The sequence below is a fragment of the Sulfurovum sp. genome, assembly GCF_041562805.1.
Taxonomy (GTDB): domain Bacteria; phylum Campylobacterota; class Campylobacteria; order Campylobacterales; family Sulfurovaceae; genus Sulfurovum.
Genome location: NZ_JBFFOH010000033.1, coordinates 1 through 21133 on the forward strand (window position 1 = coordinate 1; position 21133 = coordinate 21133).

The following is a 21133-nucleotide window of genomic DNA, read 5'->3' on the forward strand; positions in this document are numbered from 1 at the left end:
GGAATAATAATGCCATTTCTTAATTGATTATCTACCAGACTACAGATATCAAAAAAACCTTCTATTTTTTCATTAATACCCCCAACTGCCTGTACTTGACCATTTTGATTGACTGAACCTGTCACAGCAATTGATTGGTCTAAAGGTACTTCACTCAGTGAAGAAAGTAAAGTAAACAGTTCCGCACATGAAGCACTGTCACCATCAATTTTTCCATAAGATTGTTCAAAAACGAGTGTTGCGGTTATGCTTAGAGGAAAATCTTTTGCATAGCTAGCAGCTAGATAAGCTGAAAGTATCATCATTCCTTTATCATGTGTCGGACCACTGAGTTTTACTTCTCTCTCAATATTGATCACACCATCTTTACCAAGTCTAGTTAATGCAGTTATCTTTGATGGATGACCAAAAGAGAAGTTTCCAAGATCAAGTATAGCAACACCATTGATTTGGCCTATTACAGACCCTTTTGTCTCAATAAGAATCGTTCCTCTCTGAATCATTTCATACATCTTATCTTTAACTCTGTCAGATCTCTCTATCTTCTCTATAATCGCTTCATTTATTTCAGATCTTCCGATCTTTGTCATCTTTTTCTGTGCAGCAATAAAATCAGCTTCTTGTAATAAGTCATTCAGGCTATCCAAGTGTGTTGAAAGTTTTTGGCTGTCTTCTACCAAACGCGAACTGTATTCAATAACCCTTCCTACAGCTTCTTTGTCTAAGGGTAAAAGAGCATTATCTTTTGCCATCATACCGATCATCCTGGCATAAAGCTGGCTGTTTTCATCATTTCGCTCTGTTTCATTTTCAAAATCTGCATTGATCTTAAAGAGCTCTCTAAATTCAGGATCATAGTTATATAGTAAATAATAGAGTATTCTATCCCCTATCAGTACTATCTTAACATCTAGTTCAATAGTTTCAGGTTCCAAGGAAAGTGTACTGATCAAACTCAATGAATGCCCAAGAGATTCGATACGGATCTCTGAAGATTTCAACATCCGTTTGAGACCTTCCCAGACAAAAGGATGCATCAATACCTTTGATGCATCCAAAATCAGATATCCTCCATTTGCCTTATGTAATGCACCCGCTTTAATAAGATTGAAATCCGTCAAAAGTGTACCCATCTGTGCGATATGTTCAACTTCTCCAAATAGATTCGTATAAGTCGGATTATTTTCATAAATGATTGGAGCACCATCTCCATCTTTATTGGTTACCAGTACATTCACACTGTATCTGTTAAATATTCCACTCTGTTTGACAGATTTCATTCCCATAGCCATAAGATTATTTTGTGCAGCAATTAAAAAGTCTTGGGAATTATCTATAATATCTTCTTCAAGACTATCTAAATAAAGCACAACTTTTTTATATGCTTGGTACTTTATTTTCATTGCGTCTATACTGTCATCAACAGCTTTTTTTGTCATATTTCTTTCAAGTTTTCTAATCTCTTTTTGCCGTATCTTACTTTCTATAACAATATCTTGAACTATATTTTCCAATTGAGTTCTAAATTTGAGGATCTTTTCTTGTATTTGCTCTTTCTCTTTAGGGTTAAGTGCTTGATATTCCTCTTTTGATAGCACTTTACCTTCATTGCTTATAGGTGAGAGTGTATACCCTTGTGGAGTATATTTGATCAATATATCATCTTCTTTAGCTCTTTTTTGAATATCAATTAAAGATTTTTCTTTAGCCTCAGTGAGTTTATCGATTATTGCCTGTTTTTGTTTTATGTACTCTTCGCTTTCAAATATTGATGGAATAACCGTCTGTAACTCTTCTATCAGTTCTTCCATCTCTTTTTTGAGTTGCAGCCCCATAGAAGAACCTAGCTTTAGATAGATCGGTTTCCTAGGATCTTCAAAATTATTTACATAACACCAGTCACCCGGTTTTTCCTCATCTTTTGCTTGACTTTGGATAAACTTTTCTACCACAGTGTGTTTACCGCTGCCAAGTTTTCCCATTGCATAAAGATTGTATCCTTCTTTTTTTATACCAATCCCAAAACTGATGGCTTTAAGCGCTCTACGCTGCCCTATTATCTCATCAAGATCTTCAAGCTCATCAGTAGTTTTAAAATCAAATATCTCCAAATCACAATAATTATAAAGTTTATCAACACTTAGTGGTTGTATCATATAGTCCCTCCAAAATTCGGACAATTATCAATAATATCTTTTAATGTATGATATTTTATTTGATGCACTTTAGCTACAGCTTCTTCTGTCACAAAGCCTCCTGCGACATTCACCCCACTATAAATAGCAGCATCTTGTAAACTTGCAGACTTCCATCCCAGATCTGCTATCTTTTTTACATAAGGTATGGTTGCATTGGCTAATGCCTGTGTAGCAGTAACAGGATAGTCTCCAGGTATATTGGCAACACAGTAATGTATCACACCATCCACTTCAAACACTGGATCATCATGTGTTGTTGGTCTGGAAGTCTCTATACAGCCTCCCTGATCAATAGCGACATCTACCAACACAGCTCCTTTGTTACAAAGAGAAAGCATCTCCCTAGTTATCAAATATGGTGCTTTCTCACCAGTACTATATACGGCTCCAATAACAATATCTACCGTAGGTAAGATCTTTTCTATATTGTAAGTGTTGGAGTATAGTGTTGAAACATTTGTCGGCATTATATCTTCAAGTGCCGTCATGCTACCGGGATTTCTTCCCATGATAACCACATCAGCACCCATTCCTGATGCAACTTTAGCTGCATTCATAGCCACTGTCCCACTCCCTATGATCAATACTTTAGCAGGCAATACACCACTTGCTCCACCAATTAATACACCCTCACCATTATTATGGGCAGAGAGAAAATAACTGGCGACCATTGGTGCGACTTTACCTGCTATTTGACTCATAGGTTCAAGCAAAGGTACTCTTTGTCCCTCTTGAACTGTTTCATATGCTATCGCTGTTACTTCTTTTTCTTGAAGTATTTTTGTCAATTCTTTAGCAGGAGCAAGATGAAGATAGGTGAAGAGTATTTGACCAGGTTTTAAAAGATCATACTCTTCTGGTTGAGGCTCTTTGACCTTTAAGATCATTTCACAATTGTCAAATATCTCTTGGGCATTCTGAAGAATAATTGCACCAGCATCTCTAAAGTCAACATTAGAAAAGCCGCTTTTTTCTCCAGCATTTTTTTCTATATAGACTTCATGTCCGCTTTGAATAAGTATTTTCACACCAGAGGGGATAATACCAACCCTATATTCCTTAGTTTTAATTTCTTTTGGAATACCAATTTTCATTTGACAATATCCTTTTAGTTAAGTATTTTCCATAAGCGTTTCTCTTACTGAAAATTCTTCTATTGAAGAGAGATGATAGTTTTAGAATACTACACTTTAATCCTCTAGACCTACTTTAGTTCTTGCTATAGGATTCACTTTTAATCTTTCAACAGGTATGGGTCTTGCACTTTTTTCACATATACCGAATGTTCCATTATTTATCTTTCCAAGCGCATGAATAATCTCTTTTAGTTCATGTTCCTGTTGATGTAAGATAGTATTATCTTTTTCGCTAAGACTATGGAGTGATGCAAGATCTTGCATATCATTGATCCCATCATCACTGCCTACACTGTCCAGTTCTGATCTAAGTTGTACTATATTGTCTTCGATATGTGCCAATTTCTCTTTTAGTATGGTTTCAAATTCATTAAAATCTATGTCATCTCTTTTTTTCATAATTCATTCCTTTCTTTACTCTATCTTACTTTCAGATAAAATCAAATCTACTGAACATATACCAAGACATCACTGGATGTCTCTCTTAAAATATAAGTTGAAACGCTTCCCAATAATGAATTCAAGCCAGTCGTACCTCGAGAACCCATCACAACAAGGTCATATGAACCGTCTTTGATATAATCAATCAGAGCTTCTTTGGTATAGATCTCTCCTTCAATTATTTTTCCTTTTTTCACAGACACATCTTTCATAAAATCTTTTAGATCTTTTTGTGCACAGGATTTAGCCACGTCATTATATTGTGAAAGATCACGACCAACTGCTGCGTAAGGTCCTTCCATATAGATAGTTTCAAAGGCATGGACTATATTGATCTTTGAAGTTGGAAAAATGTCTTTAGCAAATAGAACACTCTGCTTTGACTGTCTTTCAAAATCTGTGGGTGCTACTATATTTCTATATGGGGCTTTAACACTGTTCTTAACTATCAATACAGGTAAGTGGCTTAGGTGTGCAACTTTTTGGGCTGTAGTACCTAAGATGCCCTTTTTACCTTTTCTTTTGCTATGTGCACCAATGACGATCATATCTGCTCTGAGTAATTTAGATTCATAGAGTATGATATCCTCTGCATTACCTTCTTTCACTAAAACAAAACATGAAACTTTAGACTCTTTGTTCAATGCTTTAATCTTTTTTTCTATCTTCTTTGTGATACCTTCTTTGTCAATACCTATATCTTTTGAGCCAAAATAACTTGGTACAGCTAACCAAGGGGTACGTACTGCATGAACAACAAATAGATCTGCTTCCTGTTCATTGGCCAAATTTAATGCCCTAATTAAAACATGATCTGACTTTTCACAAATATCGATCCCTACTACAATTCTTTTTAACTTTTTCATGATGTACCTGCCTTATATAAAATTTTAATTACATGAATATATTTATATTCTACTATTAAAAAACTTAATAGAACAACTCACATATATTAATGGAAATGTTAAAATAAAGAGAGTAAAATAACTAACTTGTGAAATAAATATGTACTATGTAAATAGTCATAAAAAGAGGTTTAGCATCCATTTTCATACTAAAAACATTGAACAAACATTCTCAATTTTAGAGACAAGTACTTCTGGTTTAAGCAGTGAAGAAGTAAAAGAACGACAAACTAAGCACGGCCGGAACATCCTTCCTTCAAAACCTGACATGACACTCTTTACACACTTCTTACAACAGTTTAAAAGCCCGATAGTATATGTGTTGCTTGTGGCAGCATTCATGGCACTTATTATTAAAGAGTATACAGATGCGGGGTTCATCCTTCTTGTTTTACTTCTAAATGCAATCATCGGAACCTATCAGGAGTATACGGCATCAGAAAAAGCAAAATTACTTCAAAACCTTATTAAGACAAGTGTTATGGTACAACGTGATGGTCTTATTCAAGAAGTGGACAGCAGAGATATCGTTACGGGGGATCTATTGATCTTTGAACCGGGTACTAAGGTCGCTGCTGATATCAGAATGACTGAAACGAAAAACCTTACGGTAGATGAATCACTGCTGACTGGTGAATCCATCGATGTCAATAAAGATGCACTCTTTATGAGTGAAAATCGTGACCTTTTACTGCCAGAAAGAAAAAATATGCTTTTTGCAGGTACTTATATTTCAAGTGGTAGAGGGTTGGGTGTTGTAACTGCCATAGGAAAAGAGACAGAAGCGGGGAAGATAGCAGAGTTACTGAGTAAAAAGAGTAAAGCCAAAATTCCTTTGATCGAAAAAATGGAGAAGCTTACTTTTACCATCTCTATTGTAATCGCAGTGATGATTGTTCTACTTTTTACTATAGGTTTACTCAAAGGCATGGCATTTTATGCTCTTTTCCTTTTTTCTGTAGCGCTTGCAGTCTCCACTATCCCTGAAGGACTTCCTGTTGCTATCACTGTCGCTCTAACATCTGCTTCTTTGTCCATGTCCAAAAAAAATGTCATTATACGTAAATTAGCTGCCATAGAAGGATTAGGTGCCTGTACACTCATCGCCAGTGATAAAACAGGCACATTGACCCAAAACAGGCTCAGTGTGGAGTATTTTATATCACCAACACAGGTCTATGATACCAATACACTCAATGAGGCCCATGATAAAGTTTATCTCGCTTCTATTTTATGCAATGAAATGCATTATGAAAAATCCAAAGAAGGTGGTGTTGATTTTTTTGGAGATCAGGTAGATATAGCATTGGCACAATTTGCAGCGAATGCTGATGAGTCTTATATAACGAGTGCAAGATCATACAGAAAGATAGATGAAATACCGTATGAACCTATCAACAGATTTTCTGCAGTGATGATGGAACTGGATGATAAGATCTTCCAGTTCAGTAAAGGTTCTCCTGAAACGGTACTTGCACATTGTAATATGACACTAGAAGAGAAAAAAGATATATTAAATGATGTAGATGAATGGGCACTTAAAGGGTACAGAACCATTGCACTTGCCTATAAAGAATCGCTAGATGAATCCACTATCAATTTAAAAAACTTTACGTATCTTGGTTTTGTAGCCATTATAGATCCGGTAAGAGAAGAGAGTCCAGATGCCATAAAAAAAGCACAAGATGCCGGTATCAAAGTAGTGATGATCACGGGTGATCATCCTAACACAGCACTCTCCATTGCCAAAGAGCTTGGCATAGCTTCTTCTCATGAAGCAGTGATGAGTGAGAAAGAGTTGCTGGCATGGGAAAACAGTGGTGCAAAAGCAGAAGAACTGAAGAATAAAACCGTTTTTTCCCGTGTAACACCAGCACAAAAAATGATGATCGTGATGGCTTATCAGAGCCTTGGACATTATGTTGCGGTAACAGGTGATGGTGTCAATGATGCCCCTGCTCTAAGACATGCTAACATCGGTGTGGCTATGGGTAAGAGCGGTACTGACATTGCAAAAGCTTCCAGTGATCTTATTTTAACCGATGACAATTTCGCTTCCATAGTCAATGGTATAGAAGAAGGAAGACGGGCACACGACAACATCAGAAAAGTGATCTACCTACTTATATCCACCGGTTTTGCAGAGTTAGTGTTAGTAATGCTTTCTTTTATCACAGGACTTCCATTACCTTTACTTCCTGTACAACTGTTATGGCTTAATCTTGTAACCAATGGTATCGAAGACGTAATGCTGGGACTTGAAAAAGCAGAACCGGGACTTTTAACAAGAAAACCGCGTTCTCCAAAAGAGCCTATCTTTAACAAACTGATGCTTAGGCGTATCATAGTTGGTGGTCTCTATATCGGTATTGTCTCTTTTGTACTCTTTTACTTTTTATTACAAGGGGGAGAGAGTGTCGAAAGTGCAAGGAACATTATACTGCTTCTGATGGTACTCTTTGAAAATGTACATGTCTTTAATGCAAGAACCGAGATCAATTACCTACATAAGATTGGGTATAGAAGCAGTATGTTTTTGATTCTATGGGTCATCTTTACGCAACTTTTACATATCACATGTATGCATATTCCTTTTATGCAAAACGTACTTTCTACGCAACCCGTCTCATTTGATATCTGGCTGGAACTTGCTATAGTCGCCATTGGTTTGGTTATAGTTATGGAAGTAGATAAATGGTTGACATTCAGAAAGAAAACTGCATAGTCTACACATAAAGTACATAGATAATACAAATGTGTAAGATCTAATTCCAGTCAATAGATCTTACACGAATAATTACTTTTTCCACAGATACTCAACCCATTTACGAATTTCAATCATACCAAATACCCACAGTGTCATTAACCCGATCACTGTTAATGATTCAGCATTTAATGGCAGGGTATGAAATACATCTGAAAGCAGATAGATGGCAAACAGTTGCAATACTAATCCTATGCTTATACCGTAAAAAATATATGGATTGATATGCAGTGATTTCTTAATATTTTTTAAAAATGGCTCATTTTCTTTGAGTGACTGAAGACCATTCATCCATGTGGCTATTACAAAGGCAGTAAACAGTGTGGATATTGCACACTCTTTACCGTAGTTATCCAACATCCATATATAGATAAAGAGTGCACCCATACTGATGACCAATGCAGCATAAAGTACACGTATGAGTTGTGTTTTATCTAAAAATTGCTCGTGTAATTTGGTTGGTGCTCTATTCATCACATCTTCTTCATCTTTCATAAATGGAAAAGTTTTGTCTAAAGCACTATCTGCAACGAGATTGATCCATAATATCTGCACAGGATAAAGCGGTAGCGGTAGTGCCATCATGATAGCACCAGTGATAAGGATGACTTCATCCAAACTTGTTGAGACTAGAAAATAGATGGCTTTTCTGATATTACTTGCAATGGTACGCCCCTGTTTAATAGCATCAACAATGACAGAAAGATTGTTATCTGCAAGTACCATTTTTGCAGTAGATTTTGCAGCATCAGTGCCACTTCCCATGCCTATACCTAAATCCGCAGCCTTTAGTGCAGGAACATCATTGGCTCCATCACCTGTAACGGCAACGATCTCTCCTTGTTTTTGCAGTATTTTAACGATACGATATTTATGTTCAGGAAGCACTCTGGCCCAAACAGTAACCTTCGATAATATTTTTTCCAGTGTCTCATCATCCATATCATTAAGCTCTTTACCGCTAACAACCAAGTCACCTTCTTTATATATATTGACTGATTTTGCAACAGCTGCAGCTGTAAGTGGATTATCCCCAGTGATCATCATCACTTTAACTCCAGCTCTTTGTGCCGTTTGAACAGCTTCCAAAACGCCCTCTTTGGGAGGATCTAAAAAGCCTACTAGTCCTACAATCTCAATTTGCCATTTTTCAATATCATCAGTCGTATGTTCTCCCGTTCCCAATGCAATAACCCTTAATCCATTAGAAGCCAATCTGTCATGTTCTTTTTCAAGAATCTCAAAATCATCCTGATTGGTGGCAAACTGTTTGAGTGACTCAAAAGCACCTTTGACAAATATTTTGTGCTCTTTTTGGATCATATTAGAACTAGCCATTAATCTATATTTTGTATCAAAAGGATAGAGATTGACACGTGGATATTTTTCTCTGATGCTTTGATACTCTTTACCTAGCCAAAGTGCAAGGGCAGTATCTAATGGATCCCCTTTCCCTTCTATAGATTCATTTGCAAGTGCTGAAACGGTTTGAGAAAATGTCTCATTGAGTGAAAAAACTTCTTCTACTTTGAGTTTTCCTTGTGTGATCGTACCAGTTTTATCAGATGCGATAACCGTAGTGCTACCTAAAGTTTCGACAGAAGGTAAATGACGAATATAGACTTTTTTTAGACTCAATGTCATCGCACCAATTGTAAGCACAAGTGTTACCACAATAGGTAAACCTTCAGGTACAGCAGAAACCAATTCAGCAATGATCAGATAAATGATCTCAATGATATCTCTTCCTTGTCCAAATGCAAGGACTGCCGTTAACGTGATCATTACAAGCAGGATAAGCATATGTTTTTTTATAAAAACCTCCAGTGCTTTTGTTAAGGGTGTGTCAGGAGACTTCTCTTCCGCTTTCCCTGCAATGGACGCGAGATAGGTCTTTTGAGCGGTAAATACGACGAAGCCTTCTGCATTTCCTTTTGTTACGGTGGTGCCTGAGAGCGCCATGTTGTCTAATTCATAGGGTAGAGTTTCTTTTGGTAGGATAAGATTCGAATCTTTTTGTACCGGTACAGATTCTCCTGTAAGAATAGATTCATCAATGACCAGTCCATTTGTATCAAAAAGACGTATATCCGCAGGTACGATATCACCTTCAGACAATATAATGACATCTCCAGGCACAAGATGGAAAGAGGAGATGGCAAATATCTGATTTTCACGTTTGACCTGTGTTTTACTTTCAGTGAGTTTTTTCAGTGATTTTATGGATGAAAGTGCTTTGACTTCCTGCCAAAATCCAATAAATGAATTGATCAGGATAATGAGTAGAATAAGCAATCCTTCATGTATATTTTCAAGAAAGAAAGAAAGTAGCGCGGCAACTATTAGTATATAAACCAAAGGACTCTTAAACTGAGTAACAAAAAGGGTAAAAAGATTATGTTTTTTTTCTTGAATTTCATTGAAACCATAGATAGAAAGATTTTTTTGTACGGCAGAATTATTTAATCCCTCTTTTGAGGTTTCCAATTGTTCTACTAATAATTCAAGGGTTTCTGAATGAGGATACTCTGGAATAGTCATTGCTTTTTCCTATATTTATAATATATTAGATATTTATCAGTGTAACATACTTCAATCACTACATATATGATATATTATATATGTAGTGTACAATATAAAAATTATTTTGATTTGAATAATATATGTAATAAGATATATTGAAACGAGGTGATAGCATGAGAATCGTGATCATAGGTGGCGGAATAGCTGCAGTATACTTAGCAAACCATATCAAAAAACTTTCACCTGATACAGAGGTATTGATGGTATCGGAAGAAGCATTTTCTCCCTATGACAGAATACATCTCTGTGCACTTGTGGATGACAGTGCAACAATACAGGATATCTCTTTGACGGTAGACCCCGGAGTCCAAGTAGCGCTAAACGAAAAAATAATATCTATAGATAAAAAATCAAAAAGAATATTTTCAGAGCATTCTGCTTTCACTTATGACAAACTCATCATTGCCACAGGTTCTGTTCCACAAACACTTTTTGACATCACAACACTCAAAAATGCTGCTGTTTTTCGAAATGCCAATGATTGTAAAAAGATCTCTGAAGGCATTGATGACAGAGAAGTAGTCATCGTAGGTTCAGGTCCCATAGGATTAGAGCTTATGGAAACTTTAAATAAGATGCCAAGTGTTAGACATATCACACTGTTAGTACGCAGTGATTCTCTTTATGACAAAATGCTTTCAGCACAATCAAAAAAAGTAATGGAGACTTGTTATTTTAAAAATGGAAAGATAACAATCTCATATGAAGATGAGATTGTTGAAAAACAAATTAACAATGATGAAATCACCCTTTTAAAAACAAAAAAACGAGAGATAAAGAATCCCTTTTTGATTTTTGGTGTGGGAATCAAACCTAATATTGATTTTGCAAGAGATGCCATCGCATGTGACAGAGGTATCCTCACCAATTGTAAAATGCAGACAGAAGATAAAGATATCTACGCTGTAGGTGAAGCGGCACAAGTGAAAGATATCGATTTCATAGCAGGTCATGTCAAAGAGTGTACACTTCAGGCAGATGTTGCCATCGCAAATATATTGGGATTAGAAGAGAAAGAATTTCGCCTCGAAGTTATGATCGATATGCTAAAAATTAACGATTTTGATCTTATAGAAGTAAGATCGCCTTACTATTCACAAAATTTTGAAAAGATCTTGATCACTTCGGACAAAGATCACCGTATAGATGAGTATTTTGTAGAACATGACAAATTGACACGCTTTATCGGGGTCAATACCAATGTAGATATAGGGTATATAGAGTCTATCATGAAAGAGTCTCAAAATATCGATCCTTCTTATCTATACCAAAATAGACTCATAGGTGAGAGAGGCAGACTGATCTGTTCATGTGAGCATGTTTATAATCAAGATATTGTAGATACCGTGGTCACTTATGGAGTAGAGAACTTGTTAGAGTATGGAAAGTTTTCCCAGGCAGGAAGGGTATGCGGAAAATGTAAAAAAATGGTTGCAGATGTGATCAAGGGTTCACAGCATCTCATCGATCCAAATATGCCAAAGAAGAGTGCTGAAGATATCGAAAGAGAAAAAGAGATCGCATTGGCCAAAAAACGTATAGAGAAGTACAACAGGCTCCATCCACAAAACCAGCTTGACTCTACACAGCTCTCTTCTTCCTTAGCTGCATTTGACATTACGACAAAAGAGGTCAACAGCTGGATCTCTATGGTCACAGCCACTATGCAACTCCACCCTGAATATGAAGGCGTGATTAAAGATGGTATAGACAATTTGAACAGACTGCCGATCATCTGGCTTGAGCTGGCTGATTGTTCAGGAAACTCTGAAGCATTTATCAAATCTTCACATCCAGGGATCGCAGATCTGATATTTGATTATATTTCACTTGATTATCATGAACTTTTGATGTCTGCAAGCGGAGATCAGAGTGAGAGTGTTCTGGAAAATATCATCAAAGAGCAAAAAGGCGTATATGTGCTCATCGTTGAGGGGGCTATTCCTATGGCGATGGAGGGGAAATATCTTCGTATAGGGCCTAAGGGTGAAACAGGTCTTGAGCTGCTTCAGAAATGTGCTAAAGATGCTGCCTTGATCATCTCAGTGGGTAGCTGTGCGCTTGATGGTGGTGTGGTTGCCGCAGCACCAAATCCGACTGGTGCTGTAGGTGTCTCAGAGGCATTGGGAAGAGATGATATCATCAACCTTCCTGGATGTCCTGTTAACCCAATCAATATCGTAGGTACCCTGCTCTCATATTTAATGTTTGAAGAACTGCCCGCACTCGATAAGTTCAATCGACCGCTTTGGGCTTACGAAGGCAGAATTCATGACAACTGTGAGCGAAGAGGACATTATGAACTTGGAGAATTTGTTCAGGAGTGGGGAGATCAAGGTGCCCAAAAAGGATGGTGCCTTTTTGAAATGGGATGTAAAGGTCCTTATACCCATGCAAATTGCCCTACTATGAAATTTAACCAGGGAACAAGCTGGCCCATACAGGCAGGCCATGGATGTATGGGATGTGTGGAAATGGGTTTCTTTGATAAATATGCTACAGAAAGAAAGATAGATGAAGAAAAGACAGACGAGGTAGAGAAATGAAGAAAATTGTCATAGATCCCATCACAAGAATCGAAGGCCATTTACGTGCAGAGGTAGAGATAGATGATGAAGGCATAGTCCAGGAAGCTTATGTCAGCGGGCAGCTTTTTCGGGGTATTGAGATCATTCTAAAAGACAGAGACCCTAGAGATGCCGGATTATTGGCAGGTAGGATCTGTGGCGTTTGTACCAATTCCCATTTTAGAGGTGCAGTCAGCACTGTTGAGGATGCTTATAGCATTGTTGCACCCAAAAATGCTGAGATCATTAGAGACCTCATGTCACTGGCACTTTTTATTCAAGATCATGTAACACACTTTTATCATCTACACCTTTTGGATTTTGTAGATGTTACCAAAGCGTTGGAAGCTGATCCAAAGATGACAAGCAAAACAGCCCATATCTATTCTTCAAAACCTTACGCTAATTCGCATTCACACTATGTCTATGTAAAAGAAAAATTGGCAAAATTTGTTGATTCAGGACGACTAGGTCCATTTTCCAATGGCTACTGGGGGCATAGTGACTATAAACTGACTCCTGAAGAAAACTTACTCCTGCTTTCACACTATCTGGAAGCATTGAAATTTCAAACAGATATTTCAAAAGCTATTGCCATATTTGGTGCAAAAACACCACATCCTCAAACGATAGTAGTAGGTGGTATCACTTCTGTGGCAGACATGTTAAATCCGCAAAGGTTAAATGATTTTATCTTTATACTCAAAGAAGCCAAAGGTTTTATAGATCGTGCATACCTTCCCGACATGAAACTTTTGGCAACAGCCTATAAAGAGGAGATAAAAGCCGGTTCAGGAAGAAGTATAGGAAACTTCCTGAGTGTCGGGGGCTACTGTTTCGATAATGAAAACCTGCTTTTTGAGAATGGAGTCATTTATGGTCATGACTTTGAAAATATTGAAAGCTTTGATGAACATAAAATCACTGAAGAAGTGGAGAGAGCCTGGTACAAAGATGATGAGCCTTACTATACTGATCTAAATGGAGATGGCTCACTCAAAACTGCCAATGCTGATGACAAGTACTCTTGGATAAAAGCTCCGAGATACGATGGTAAAACGATGGAGTCAGGACCGCTTGCAAGAATATTGATCTCCTATAAACAGGGAAATCGCTTTATAAAGCCATTTGTAGATGAATTTTTAGAATTTTGTGATCTGGAACTTTTAGACTTCTCTTCAACTGTTGGGAGAAATGCAGCCAGAGCCATAGAAACTGCCTATATCTCTGAATATATCTTCAAGTTTATCAACAGACTGGTAGAGAACATCAAATATTATGATACTGAGACTTGGACAAAATATACCTTTGAAAATTTGCCGAAAGAAGCAAAAGGGAGAATATTTCTCGAGGTTCCCAGAGGTGTTCTGTCACACTTTATCAATATTGAAGATCGAAAGATCAAAAATTATCAAGTGATAGCACCAACTACTTGGAATGCTTCACCAAAAGATAGTAAAGATCAAAGAGGACCTTATGAAGAAGCTCTCATAGGGATAAAACTTGATGACCCTTCACGACCGCTTGAAGTTTTAAAAGTTTTACACTCCTTTGACCCCTGTCTTGCATGTGCTGTACATATCATCGATATGAAAGGTAAAGATCTCGGGAATTATAAGATAAATGCCATTTGTTAATTTAAGCTAAGATATTTCAAGTGTCTTGTGATACTTTCTATCTTAGATTTGAAAGGTATCTACTCCGTATCCACCTTTCCCCTCAGGCGCTTCTTACCGGCATGCTTTTTCTTTGATTTCAATCGTCGATTGACAGAACCTTTCGTCGGCTTTGTTTTAATACGCTTTTTTTGAACAACATTGACACTTTTAATGAGTTCTGTCAAACGCTTGAGCGCCTCATCTCTGTTTTGCTCCTGACTGCGGTGCTGTTGTGATTTGATGACAATAATACCCTCTTTGGTAATGCGCTTATCTTTAAGCGCGAGAAGCTTTTCCTTGTAAAAATCCGGCAGTGATGAAGCAGCAATATCAAAGCGCAGATGGATCGCTACGGAAGTTTTGTTAACCTTCTGACCTCCGGAACCCTGCGCGCGTATTGCTTCAAAGGTGATTTCATTATCATCCAGAGAAACATTGTTTGAAATGTTTATCACAGGAACTCATTTTTAAACCAAGCCAACTCATCCAACTCTTCCCATGGATACTCTGCATATCCGATCTGTCCTTTTGCCGCGATATCAGCATATAGGAAACGCTTTTCACTTGGATGATCCAGACCAAACTTTTCAGTGATCCATCTAGGAGTAAGCGGGAATTTATCTGCGATGATCTGTGACAATTCTTCATCTTTCATCTTTGTCAAACCCGTATGTTGTGTATCGACAGTGACGGAAGATGGTCTAGTCTCAGCGATCACATAAGAAAGTTGTATGAGTGCCTTTTTAGCCAGGCCTGCTGCAACAATGTGTTTTGCTAACCACCTTGCAGCATAAAGTGCTGTACGATCGACTTTTGTGTAATCCTTAGAGCTTTGTGATCCACCACCTATAGGGGCATACCCGCCATAGGTATCACAGACTACTTTTCTGCCTGTCAAACCCGAATCTGCGATGGGTGAATGTTGAACAAATCTCCCTGTATTGTTAATATAAAATTCTATATTATCATCAAAGTGCCCTGCATCAAATATCACATTCTCCGTGATGATCTTTTTGACCAATCTCTTCACTTCTTTTTGTTCTACATCCTTGTTATGTGCAATAGCTACTATGATCTTTGCAATGCGTTGAGGACTACAGTTATCAAAATTTTCTTTAGTACCATAATCCATTACCACTTCTGTTTTCATATCCACACCAAAAGTCTCCGGATGTTTAAGTGCATAGGCATACAATTCATCTCTGATCTCTCTCGCATAGGAAAACGCACTAGGCATATAATCATCGCGTTCGCTACTTGCATAGCCAAACATCATTCCCTGATCCCCTGCTCCTATCTCATTATCAGCTTTGACCACTCCCATAGTAATATCTGACGATTGTGTACTGACATAGACATGTATCTCTGCTTCATCAGGGTAAAAAGTTTCACCTCTCTCAAATCCAATTTCAGGATATCCTATCTGATTAAATGCTTTCTTGACGATCTCTTCATAAAAAGAAGTATCAAGAGATACTTTTGTTTTTACTTCACCACCTATAATGACATGCTTACCACTGATAAACACTTCTGTAGCTACTTTAGAATCAGGATCAAGTTGAAGTAAGGTATCCACGATAGTGTCAGCTATGATATCAGCACATTTATCCGGATGCCCTGCCGAAACAGCCTCTGAAGCAAAAAGATACATGATATTCTCCTTTTTTCTTTAATTATTATTATCTTAACAGAACTATACTTTTAGTGAGCGTTTTCAATGCTTCTCTTTTATTGTATTTACAAAAATTGCTTTATCTTCATTATTATGAAAAACAAAACTCACTTCCATATCATCATGACCCTCTAAAAAGTGCTTAACTGCTTCATAGGCTATATGTGCTGCTTTATCTTTAGGATAGCCATATATTCCCGTAGAGATAGCAGGAAAGGCAACATGCTTACATCCTAAAGTATCAGCCATCTTAAGTGATTTTGTATAACATGAAGCCAATAACTCGTCACAATGTTCACCACATTGATGATAGATCGGTCCTACAGTGTGAATCACATACATTGATGCCAGATTTCCAGCTCTTGTTGATACACATTCTCCCGTAGGTAAACCATCAGGGTATTCATGTTCACGTATCTTTTTACATTCTTGAAGGATTTCACTACCCCCTGTTCTATGTATGGCTCCATCTACTCCGCCACCACCCATAAGGGAACAGTTAGCTGCATTGACAATCGCACAGACATTTTCCTTGGTGATATCACCTATTTTAATGATTATCCTATCCATCCTTTTGCCTTTAAAAAAGATTTATCCTATAATATCATAAAATGAGGAGTAAAGTTATCATGGTAGAAATTGGAAAAAGTCTTATTTTTATTGGTATCGTGATTATCATTATAGGAACTGTTCTTCTCTTTAACGACAGACTCCCTTTTAATCTTGGCAAACTTCCCGGTGACATCTCATACAAAAAAGAGAACTTCTCTTTTTACTTCCCGATCACAACTTCGATCCTCATCAGTATCATTTTATCACTTCTGTTTTATCTCTTTGGTAGGTTTTTTAGATGATGAAATTTCTGATATCATGACAGTATAAGTAATATAAGGAAAACTATGGAAAATCTATCTATTATAACGATAATCAAAGCTTCCGGAGGATTGGGGCTTTTTCTACTGGGGATGATCGTTATGACAGAAGGGTTACGATCCTTAGCTGGAGATACGATAAGAAATGCGTTGATGCGTTTTACCAAGAGCCCTTATTCAGGTGCAGCAACAGGTGCAATTAGTACTGCAATGCTACAATCTTCTAGTGCCACAACAGTTATGGCAGTCGGGTTTGTCGGTGCCGGGTTCATGACCTTTCCAGAGTCACTAGGAATCATCTTTGGTGCCAATATCGGTTCGACTATTACCGGCTGGATGGTTGCATTGTTTGGATTCAAGCTCAGTCTTGGCACGATCGTACTGCCTGTTATTTTTCTCGGTGTGATACTGAAGCTTTTTTCTCATGGTAAGATTGCTGCCTTTGGCTATGCTTTGGCCGGTTTTGGTCTTATCTTTGTCGGGATCTCTATGATGCAGGAGGGCATGAGCGGGTATGAGGGTATCATTACTCCGGAATACCTGCCCTCCGATTCATGGATAGGCAGATTGAAACTGGTTTTACTTGGTATCCTCTCGACACTCATCACACAAGCTTCAAGTGCTGGTATTGCTGTAACATTGACAGCACTTTATGCCAATGCGATTAATTTTGAACAGGCAGCAGCACTGGTCATCGGTATGGATGTTGGAACTACAGTGACTGCGCTAATAGCATCAATCGGTGGATCCGTGAATGTCCGCAGAACAGGATTCTCCCACGTTATCTATAATTTATTTACCGCAGTGATGGCTCTCTTCCTGATTGCCCCCTATATCTATCTATGGGATACTTTGGCACCGGGTGCTTTGAACCAAAATGCAGAAATTGCCCTTGTCGCTTTTCATTCTTCTTTCAATATATTGGGTGTCCTGATCGTTTTGCCCTTCACGCATCACTTTTCACACTTTATGGAAAAGATCATCCCATCCAAAGAACCTATATTTACTGAAAAACTAGACAGAAGACTCCTTGAAGAGCCTCATTTGGCACTAGAAGCTGCACGTATTTCAGCACAGGATGAGTTTATCGCACTTCTTCAGCATATCAACTTTATACTCGGAGATGTAGCATCTGGCAAAAAATCAGATCTGGCTTCACTCCAATCAGCCCTGGGTAAAACATATCAATATGTTGACCAGATCAATCCAAGGCAGGAGAAAGATGCCAAATGGAAAGAAATAATCTCACTGATACATTTACTTGATCATGCACAACGTCTTCATGAACGTTGTGAAGAAGAGGAGTATAGAGCTAGACTTGTACAAAAGTCTCCAGATTTACATAAAGAACATCAGCAATTGATCACAGTAAATAATAAAATTATCAATGCTCTCTTTGAAAAAAGGTTTTCCGATGCTAAACGCTATGCAAGAAAAAATGAAAAATTTATTACAAAATCAATGTTGCCCTACAGAAATATAATAGCAGAGAAAATGGCTAAGGATGAAATCAGTATACCTTCAGGAACCAGTAAACTTGAAGCAGAAAGATGGCTAGTGAGAGTAAGTCATCATATAGCACGTATTACATTCCATATGGAAAAGGCTGTTTTGTATACTGCAAAGTAGTTTTTAAAAGTATTTTATAATTGTTTTCTCATAAGCAATTTCACTTACCTATTTACTATTAGCTTACGTTATATTTCTTAGTGATATAATACTTAAAGAAAAAAGGAGAGTATATGCAAAAATCACATAAATTAGTCTATTCTCTTTATATCGTTGTCTGGGTCATCATGGCGATCAATCCCAAGTATCCACAAGATTGGCTTCTAGAAAATGTACTGATATTCATCTTTTTTCCTTTTCTCTTTTTCATGGATAAAAAACATCACTACACACTTTTAAGTATAATATTTCTTCTTATATTTGCAAGTTTACATTCTTTAGGATCACATTACACCTATGCCGAGATGGAACATTTTAATATGATCACGCAGTTTTTCGGTTTCGAAAGGAATCATTTTGACCGTCTAGTGCACTTTCTCTTTGGCCTACTTACCTTTAGAGTATTGTTTGAAATGATCAGCCCATCTACAACCACAGTGAAAGCTGCTCTACTTTGTACTTTTACGATGATCGTTTCTATCTCCACAGTGTATGAACTACTTGAGTGGTTAGCCGCGGTTATTTTACATCCAGACCTTGGTATGGCTTTCTTAGGTACCCAAGGAGATGTATGGGATGCGCACAAAGATACTGCTTTAGCCATGATAGGTGCTCTGACCAATATCGCCTTTTATCAAAACTACAAACATTTATGGCTGTCAAAAAAAGCATCAAAATCTTTAGATTAAAGTATTTAGGTTACAAACCCAATGCTTTTTTCTTGTATTTTAACACCCGTCCATCATCATCAGCAAGATATATATTTCCTTTATGATCAAAAGCTATACCTTCCCAAGCACCCTCTTCCAGCTTCACTTTCTGCACACTCTTTTTCTTTTCTATGTCATATTTAATTAAAAGATCTTCTTTGTCACTGACCATATATAAATATCCCTCATGATAAGTCAGTCCTGCCGTATCAGCCACATGATGTTCTATCACATCGATGATTCTTGAAGGATAAGGTGTCAACCTAAAAACGGCAATAAATGATTGCTTTTTTTTGTTGGATTGTTTAGCCAAGTAGACGATATTACCTTCTTTTGCTATGCCTTCCACTCCAGATTTTTTATCAAAGAGGGGTAACTTTCTACCATTATACATAGTATTTAAAGGTACTTTCTCAGTATTGCCTGTCTTAGCATCAACAATAAGAATACCTTTATCTTCAAGTGCAAAAAGCATTTGTTCCTCTTCACACACCACACCTTCAAGATCATATTTTCCCAACTTTCTTTTCTGAAGTATCTTACCTTTTCTGTTTATTTCATAATACGATCCCTCATCATTGGCTACAATAAGCGTATCATTTTTACTACAGTAATCTATCCCTGAAGCTTCGGGTATCTTTGCGATGACCTTTCCACTTGGTTTACCACAAGCACTTACCAGTAATACAAAGAATAGAAGTACATAATATCTCATCTCTTACTTCCAAATTCTGCACCAACTTTTAACATATCTTCATTCATTTGATATTGTTTAAAGGCAACATCTTCTATCTTCTTATGGTTGAAACCACCTTTACTGTAACAAACAACAGAGCTTCTCTTGCCTTCAAGTAAACCATCAATGGCATGCGTAACAAAATTAAATGCCATAAGACGGTCATAAACAGTGGGGTTTCCACCACGCTGTATATGACCTAACACCGTAATACGGGATTCTACACCTATCTCATCTTCAAACCATTGGGCGATCTGCTCTGAATTTTTTAAAGCTTCTGAAACAACTGCTATAAAATACTCCCTGCCTTCACCCATTTGTTTGTGAAAGCATGTTTTATACTCATCAAGTTCATAGGGAATTTCAGGTATCAAACACATCTCTGCTCCAGAGGTAAGTGCTGAAACAAGGGCCAGGTATCCACACTCTCTTCCCATCACTTCAACCACAAAAGCTCGGCTAAAAGACGATGCAGTATCACGGATAGAATCTATAGCGCACCTGATAGTATTTAGAGCCGTATCTACCCCAAGACAGTACTCTGTACCAGCAATGTCATTATCGATAGTAGAAGGAATACCAGAAAATCCTATGCCATCACTCTCGTCACCAAGTAATTGCATCCCTTTAAAAGAACCATCTCCACCCAAAATCACCAAATAGGATATATCATGAGATTTGAGATTATCCAGTGCCTGTTTACGATATGCCTGTTCCATAAAACGTGCAGATCGTGCAGATCGTATTTTGGTACCACCTCTGGAAATAATACCGGTCACATCACTGTAGCCGGCTTCATGTATGTCATTGTCTATCAAACCTTCAAAACCATTCTGTACGAAATACGGTCTAAGCCCCTTTACTTTACTGTATTCAACAAAACGTTTTAATGCAGGATTCATTCCTGAAACATCACCACCGGAACAGAGTATGGCTATTTTTTGCATGGTCTGCCTTTTACAATTAATATAAAAAATTATAGCATTAAAAAGTATTCAAACTAATTCATTCAAAAAATATGTATAATATTCATATGAAAAAAAAGTCCAAAGAATATTCTGAAACATTAAAGCAGATCAAAGCCATTATTAATGATCCTACTTTTGAAGTTGCAGAGGAAGATAAAAACTTTATCTACTCTGATGAAGCAAGAGGTGTAAGACTTCAACTTGACTATCTCAAAGCAGAAGTCAAGATGCAAAAACAGGGCATTGACCATACGA

General features: G+C 37.4%; 16 protein-coding genes and 1 pseudogene. 7 read left to right on the forward strand and 10 right to left on the reverse strand.

Annotated features, from left to right (window positions below; all coding sequences use genetic code 11):
- From ABYK33_RS06040 to ABYK33_RS06055, 4 genes are all read right to left on the reverse strand, one after another.
- Positions 1-2156, reverse strand: a 2156-nt coding sequence (locus ABYK33_RS06040; RefSeq protein ID WP_373032133.1) for a Lon protease family protein, incomplete at its 3' end; no start/stop codon positions are given.
- The gene (ald, locus tag ABYK33_RS06045) at positions 2153-3292 is read right to left on the reverse strand and encodes an alanine dehydrogenase (RefSeq protein ID WP_373032134.1); all 1140 of its coding nucleotides are present in this window, start codon (positions 3290-3292) and stop codon (positions 2153-2155) included. The genes ald and ABYK33_RS06040, both read right to left, overlap by 4 nt.
- A gap of 96 nt (positions 3293-3388) precedes the next feature.
- The gene (locus ABYK33_RS06050) at positions 3389-3733 is read right to left on the reverse strand and encodes a hypothetical protein (RefSeq protein WP_373032135.1); all 345 of its coding nucleotides are present in this window, start codon (positions 3731-3733) and stop codon (positions 3389-3391) included.
- 47 nt (positions 3734-3780) lie between these two features.
- Entirely contained in the window at positions 3781-4641 is an 861-nt protein-coding gene (locus tag ABYK33_RS06055) for a universal stress protein (protein ID WP_373032136.1), read from the reverse strand.
- 139 nt (positions 4642-4780) lie between these two features.
- Between ABYK33_RS06055 and ABYK33_RS06060 the strand changes: the two genes are divergently transcribed.
- Entirely contained in the window at positions 4781-7405 is a 2625-nt protein-coding gene (locus ABYK33_RS06060; protein ID WP_373032137.1) for a cation-translocating P-type ATPase, read from the forward strand.
- A gap of 72 nt (positions 7406-7477) precedes the next feature.
- On the opposite strand, the gene ABYK33_RS06065 is transcribed toward ABYK33_RS06060, so the two are convergent.
- Complete coding sequence (locus ABYK33_RS06065; protein ID WP_373032138.1) at positions 7478-9985, reverse strand: cation-translocating P-type ATPase; 2508 nt, start codon at positions 9983-9985, stop codon at positions 7478-7480.
- 155 nt (positions 9986-10140) lie between these two features.
- On the opposite strand from ABYK33_RS06065, the gene ABYK33_RS06070 reads away from it, so the two are divergent.
- Together ABYK33_RS06070 and ABYK33_RS06075 are read left to right on the forward strand one after the other, a co-directional pair.
- A complete protein-coding gene (locus ABYK33_RS06070; RefSeq protein WP_373032139.1) occupies positions 10141-12573 on the forward strand; it encodes a hydrogenase small subunit in 2433 nt (810 codons plus the stop codon).
- A complete protein-coding gene (locus ABYK33_RS06075) occupies positions 12570-14231 on the forward strand; it encodes a nickel-dependent hydrogenase large subunit (RefSeq protein WP_373032141.1) in 1662 nt (553 codons plus the stop codon). Before ABYK33_RS06070 ends, ABYK33_RS06075 begins: the two co-directional genes overlap by 4 nt.
- A gap of 59 nt (positions 14232-14290) precedes the next feature.
- On the opposite strand, the gene arfB is transcribed toward ABYK33_RS06075, so the two are convergent.
- From arfB to ABYK33_RS06090, 3 genes are all read right to left on the reverse strand, one after another.
- Positions 14291-14707, reverse strand: coding sequence for an alternative ribosome rescue aminoacyl-tRNA hydrolase ArfB (gene arfB, locus ABYK33_RS06080; RefSeq protein ID WP_373032142.1), 417 nt, complete (start codon positions 14705-14707; stop codon positions 14291-14293).
- Positions 14704-15903 (reverse strand): methionine adenosyltransferase, encoded by a 1200-nt coding sequence (gene metK, locus ABYK33_RS06085; RefSeq protein WP_373032143.1) that lies wholly within the window; start codon positions 15901-15903, stop codon positions 14704-14706. Before metK ends, arfB begins: the two co-directional genes overlap by 4 nt.
- A 63-nt stretch (positions 15904-15966) precedes the next feature.
- Positions 15967-16494 carry an O-acetyl-ADP-ribose deacetylase gene (locus tag ABYK33_RS06090; RefSeq protein WP_373032144.1) on the reverse strand — a complete coding sequence of 176 codons (528 nt, stop codon included), beginning with the start codon at positions 16492-16494 and terminating at the stop codon, positions 15967-15969.
- 59 nt (positions 16495-16553) lie between these two features.
- Here ABYK33_RS06090 and ABYK33_RS06095 point away from each other — a divergent pair, with 59 nt between their 5' ends.
- The 3 genes from ABYK33_RS06095 (at position 16554) to ABYK33_RS06105 (ending at position 19153) form a co-directional block, all read left to right on the forward strand.
- A complete protein-coding gene (locus ABYK33_RS06095; RefSeq protein ID WP_373032145.1) occupies positions 16554-16778 on the forward strand; it encodes a DUF2905 family protein in 225 nt (74 codons plus the stop codon).
- A gap of 45 nt (positions 16779-16823) precedes the next feature.
- Positions 16824-18425, forward strand: a complete 1602-nt coding sequence (locus ABYK33_RS06100; protein ID WP_373032146.1) for a Na/Pi cotransporter family protein — start codon at positions 16824-16826, stop codon at positions 18423-18425.
- Positions 18426-18538: 113 nt separating this feature from the next.
- On the forward strand, positions 18539-19153 hold the full coding sequence (locus ABYK33_RS06105) for a DUF2238 domain-containing protein (protein WP_373032147.1): 615 nt from the start codon (positions 18539-18541) through the stop codon (positions 19151-19153).
- A gap of 10 nt (positions 19154-19163) precedes the next feature.
- On the opposite strand, the gene ABYK33_RS06110 is transcribed toward ABYK33_RS06105, so the two are convergent.
- Entirely contained in the window at positions 19164-19889 is a 726-nt protein-coding gene (locus ABYK33_RS06110) for an SdiA-regulated domain-containing protein (RefSeq protein ID WP_373032148.1), read from the reverse strand.
- The gene (locus ABYK33_RS06115) at positions 19886-20857 is read right to left on the reverse strand and encodes a 6-phosphofructokinase (protein WP_373032149.1); all 972 of its coding nucleotides are present in this window, start codon (positions 20855-20857) and stop codon (positions 19886-19888) included. The genes ABYK33_RS06110 and ABYK33_RS06115 overlap by 4 nt, the downstream gene beginning before the upstream one ends.
- An 86-nt stretch (positions 20858-20943) precedes the next feature.
- On the opposite strand from ABYK33_RS06115, the pseudogene ABYK33_RS06120 reads away from it, so the two are divergent.
- Positions 20944-21133, forward strand: a pseudogene (locus tag ABYK33_RS06120) (cytochrome D ubiquinol oxidase subunit II); the annotation flags it as partial.

Bases quoted from the DNA above. Each gene is read 5' to 3' on its own strand.
- ald (WP_373032134.1), bottom strand. From the start codon at position 3,292: ATGAAAATTGGTATTCCAAAAGAAATTAAAACTAAGGAATATAGGGTT.
- ABYK33_RS06050 (WP_373032135.1), bottom strand. From the start codon at position 3,733: ATGAAAAAAAGAGATGACATAGATTTTAATGAATTTGAAACCATACTA.
- ABYK33_RS06055 (WP_373032136.1), bottom strand. From the start codon at position 4,641: ATGAAAAAGTTAAAAAGAATTGTAGTAGGGATCGATATTTGTGAAAAG.
- ABYK33_RS06060 (WP_373032137.1), top strand. From the start codon at position 4,781: ATGTACTATGTAAATAGTCATAAAAAGAGGTTTAGCATCCATTTTCAT.
- ABYK33_RS06065 (WP_373032138.1), bottom strand. From the start codon at position 9,985: ATGACTATTCCAGAGTATCCTCATTCAGAAACCCTTGAATTATTAGTA.
- ABYK33_RS06070 (WP_373032139.1), top strand. From the start codon at position 10,141: ATGAGAATCGTGATCATAGGTGGCGGAATAGCTGCAGTATACTTAGCA.
- ABYK33_RS06075 (WP_373032141.1), top strand. From the start codon at position 12,570: ATGAAGAAAATTGTCATAGATCCCATCACAAGAATCGAAGGCCATTTA.
- metK (WP_373032143.1), bottom strand. From the start codon at position 15,903: ATGTATCTTTTTGCTTCAGAGGCTGTTTCGGCAGGGCATCCGGATAAA.
- ABYK33_RS06090 (WP_373032144.1), bottom strand. From the start codon at position 16,494: ATGGATAGGATAATCATTAAAATAGGTGATATCACCAAGGAAAATGTC.
- ABYK33_RS06095 (WP_373032145.1), top strand. From the start codon at position 16,554: ATGGTAGAAATTGGAAAAAGTCTTATTTTTATTGGTATCGTGATTATC.
- ABYK33_RS06100 (WP_373032146.1), top strand. From the start codon at position 16,824: ATGGAAAATCTATCTATTATAACGATAATCAAAGCTTCCGGAGGATTG.
- ABYK33_RS06105 (WP_373032147.1), top strand. From the start codon at position 18,539: ATGCAAAAATCACATAAATTAGTCTATTCTCTTTATATCGTTGTCTGG.
- ABYK33_RS06110 (WP_373032148.1), bottom strand. From the start codon at position 19,889: ATGAGATATTATGTACTTCTATTCTTTGTATTACTGGTAAGTGCTTGT.
- ABYK33_RS06115 (WP_373032149.1), bottom strand. From the start codon at position 20,857: ATGCAAAAAATAGCCATACTCTGTTCCGGTGGTGATGTTTCAGGAATG.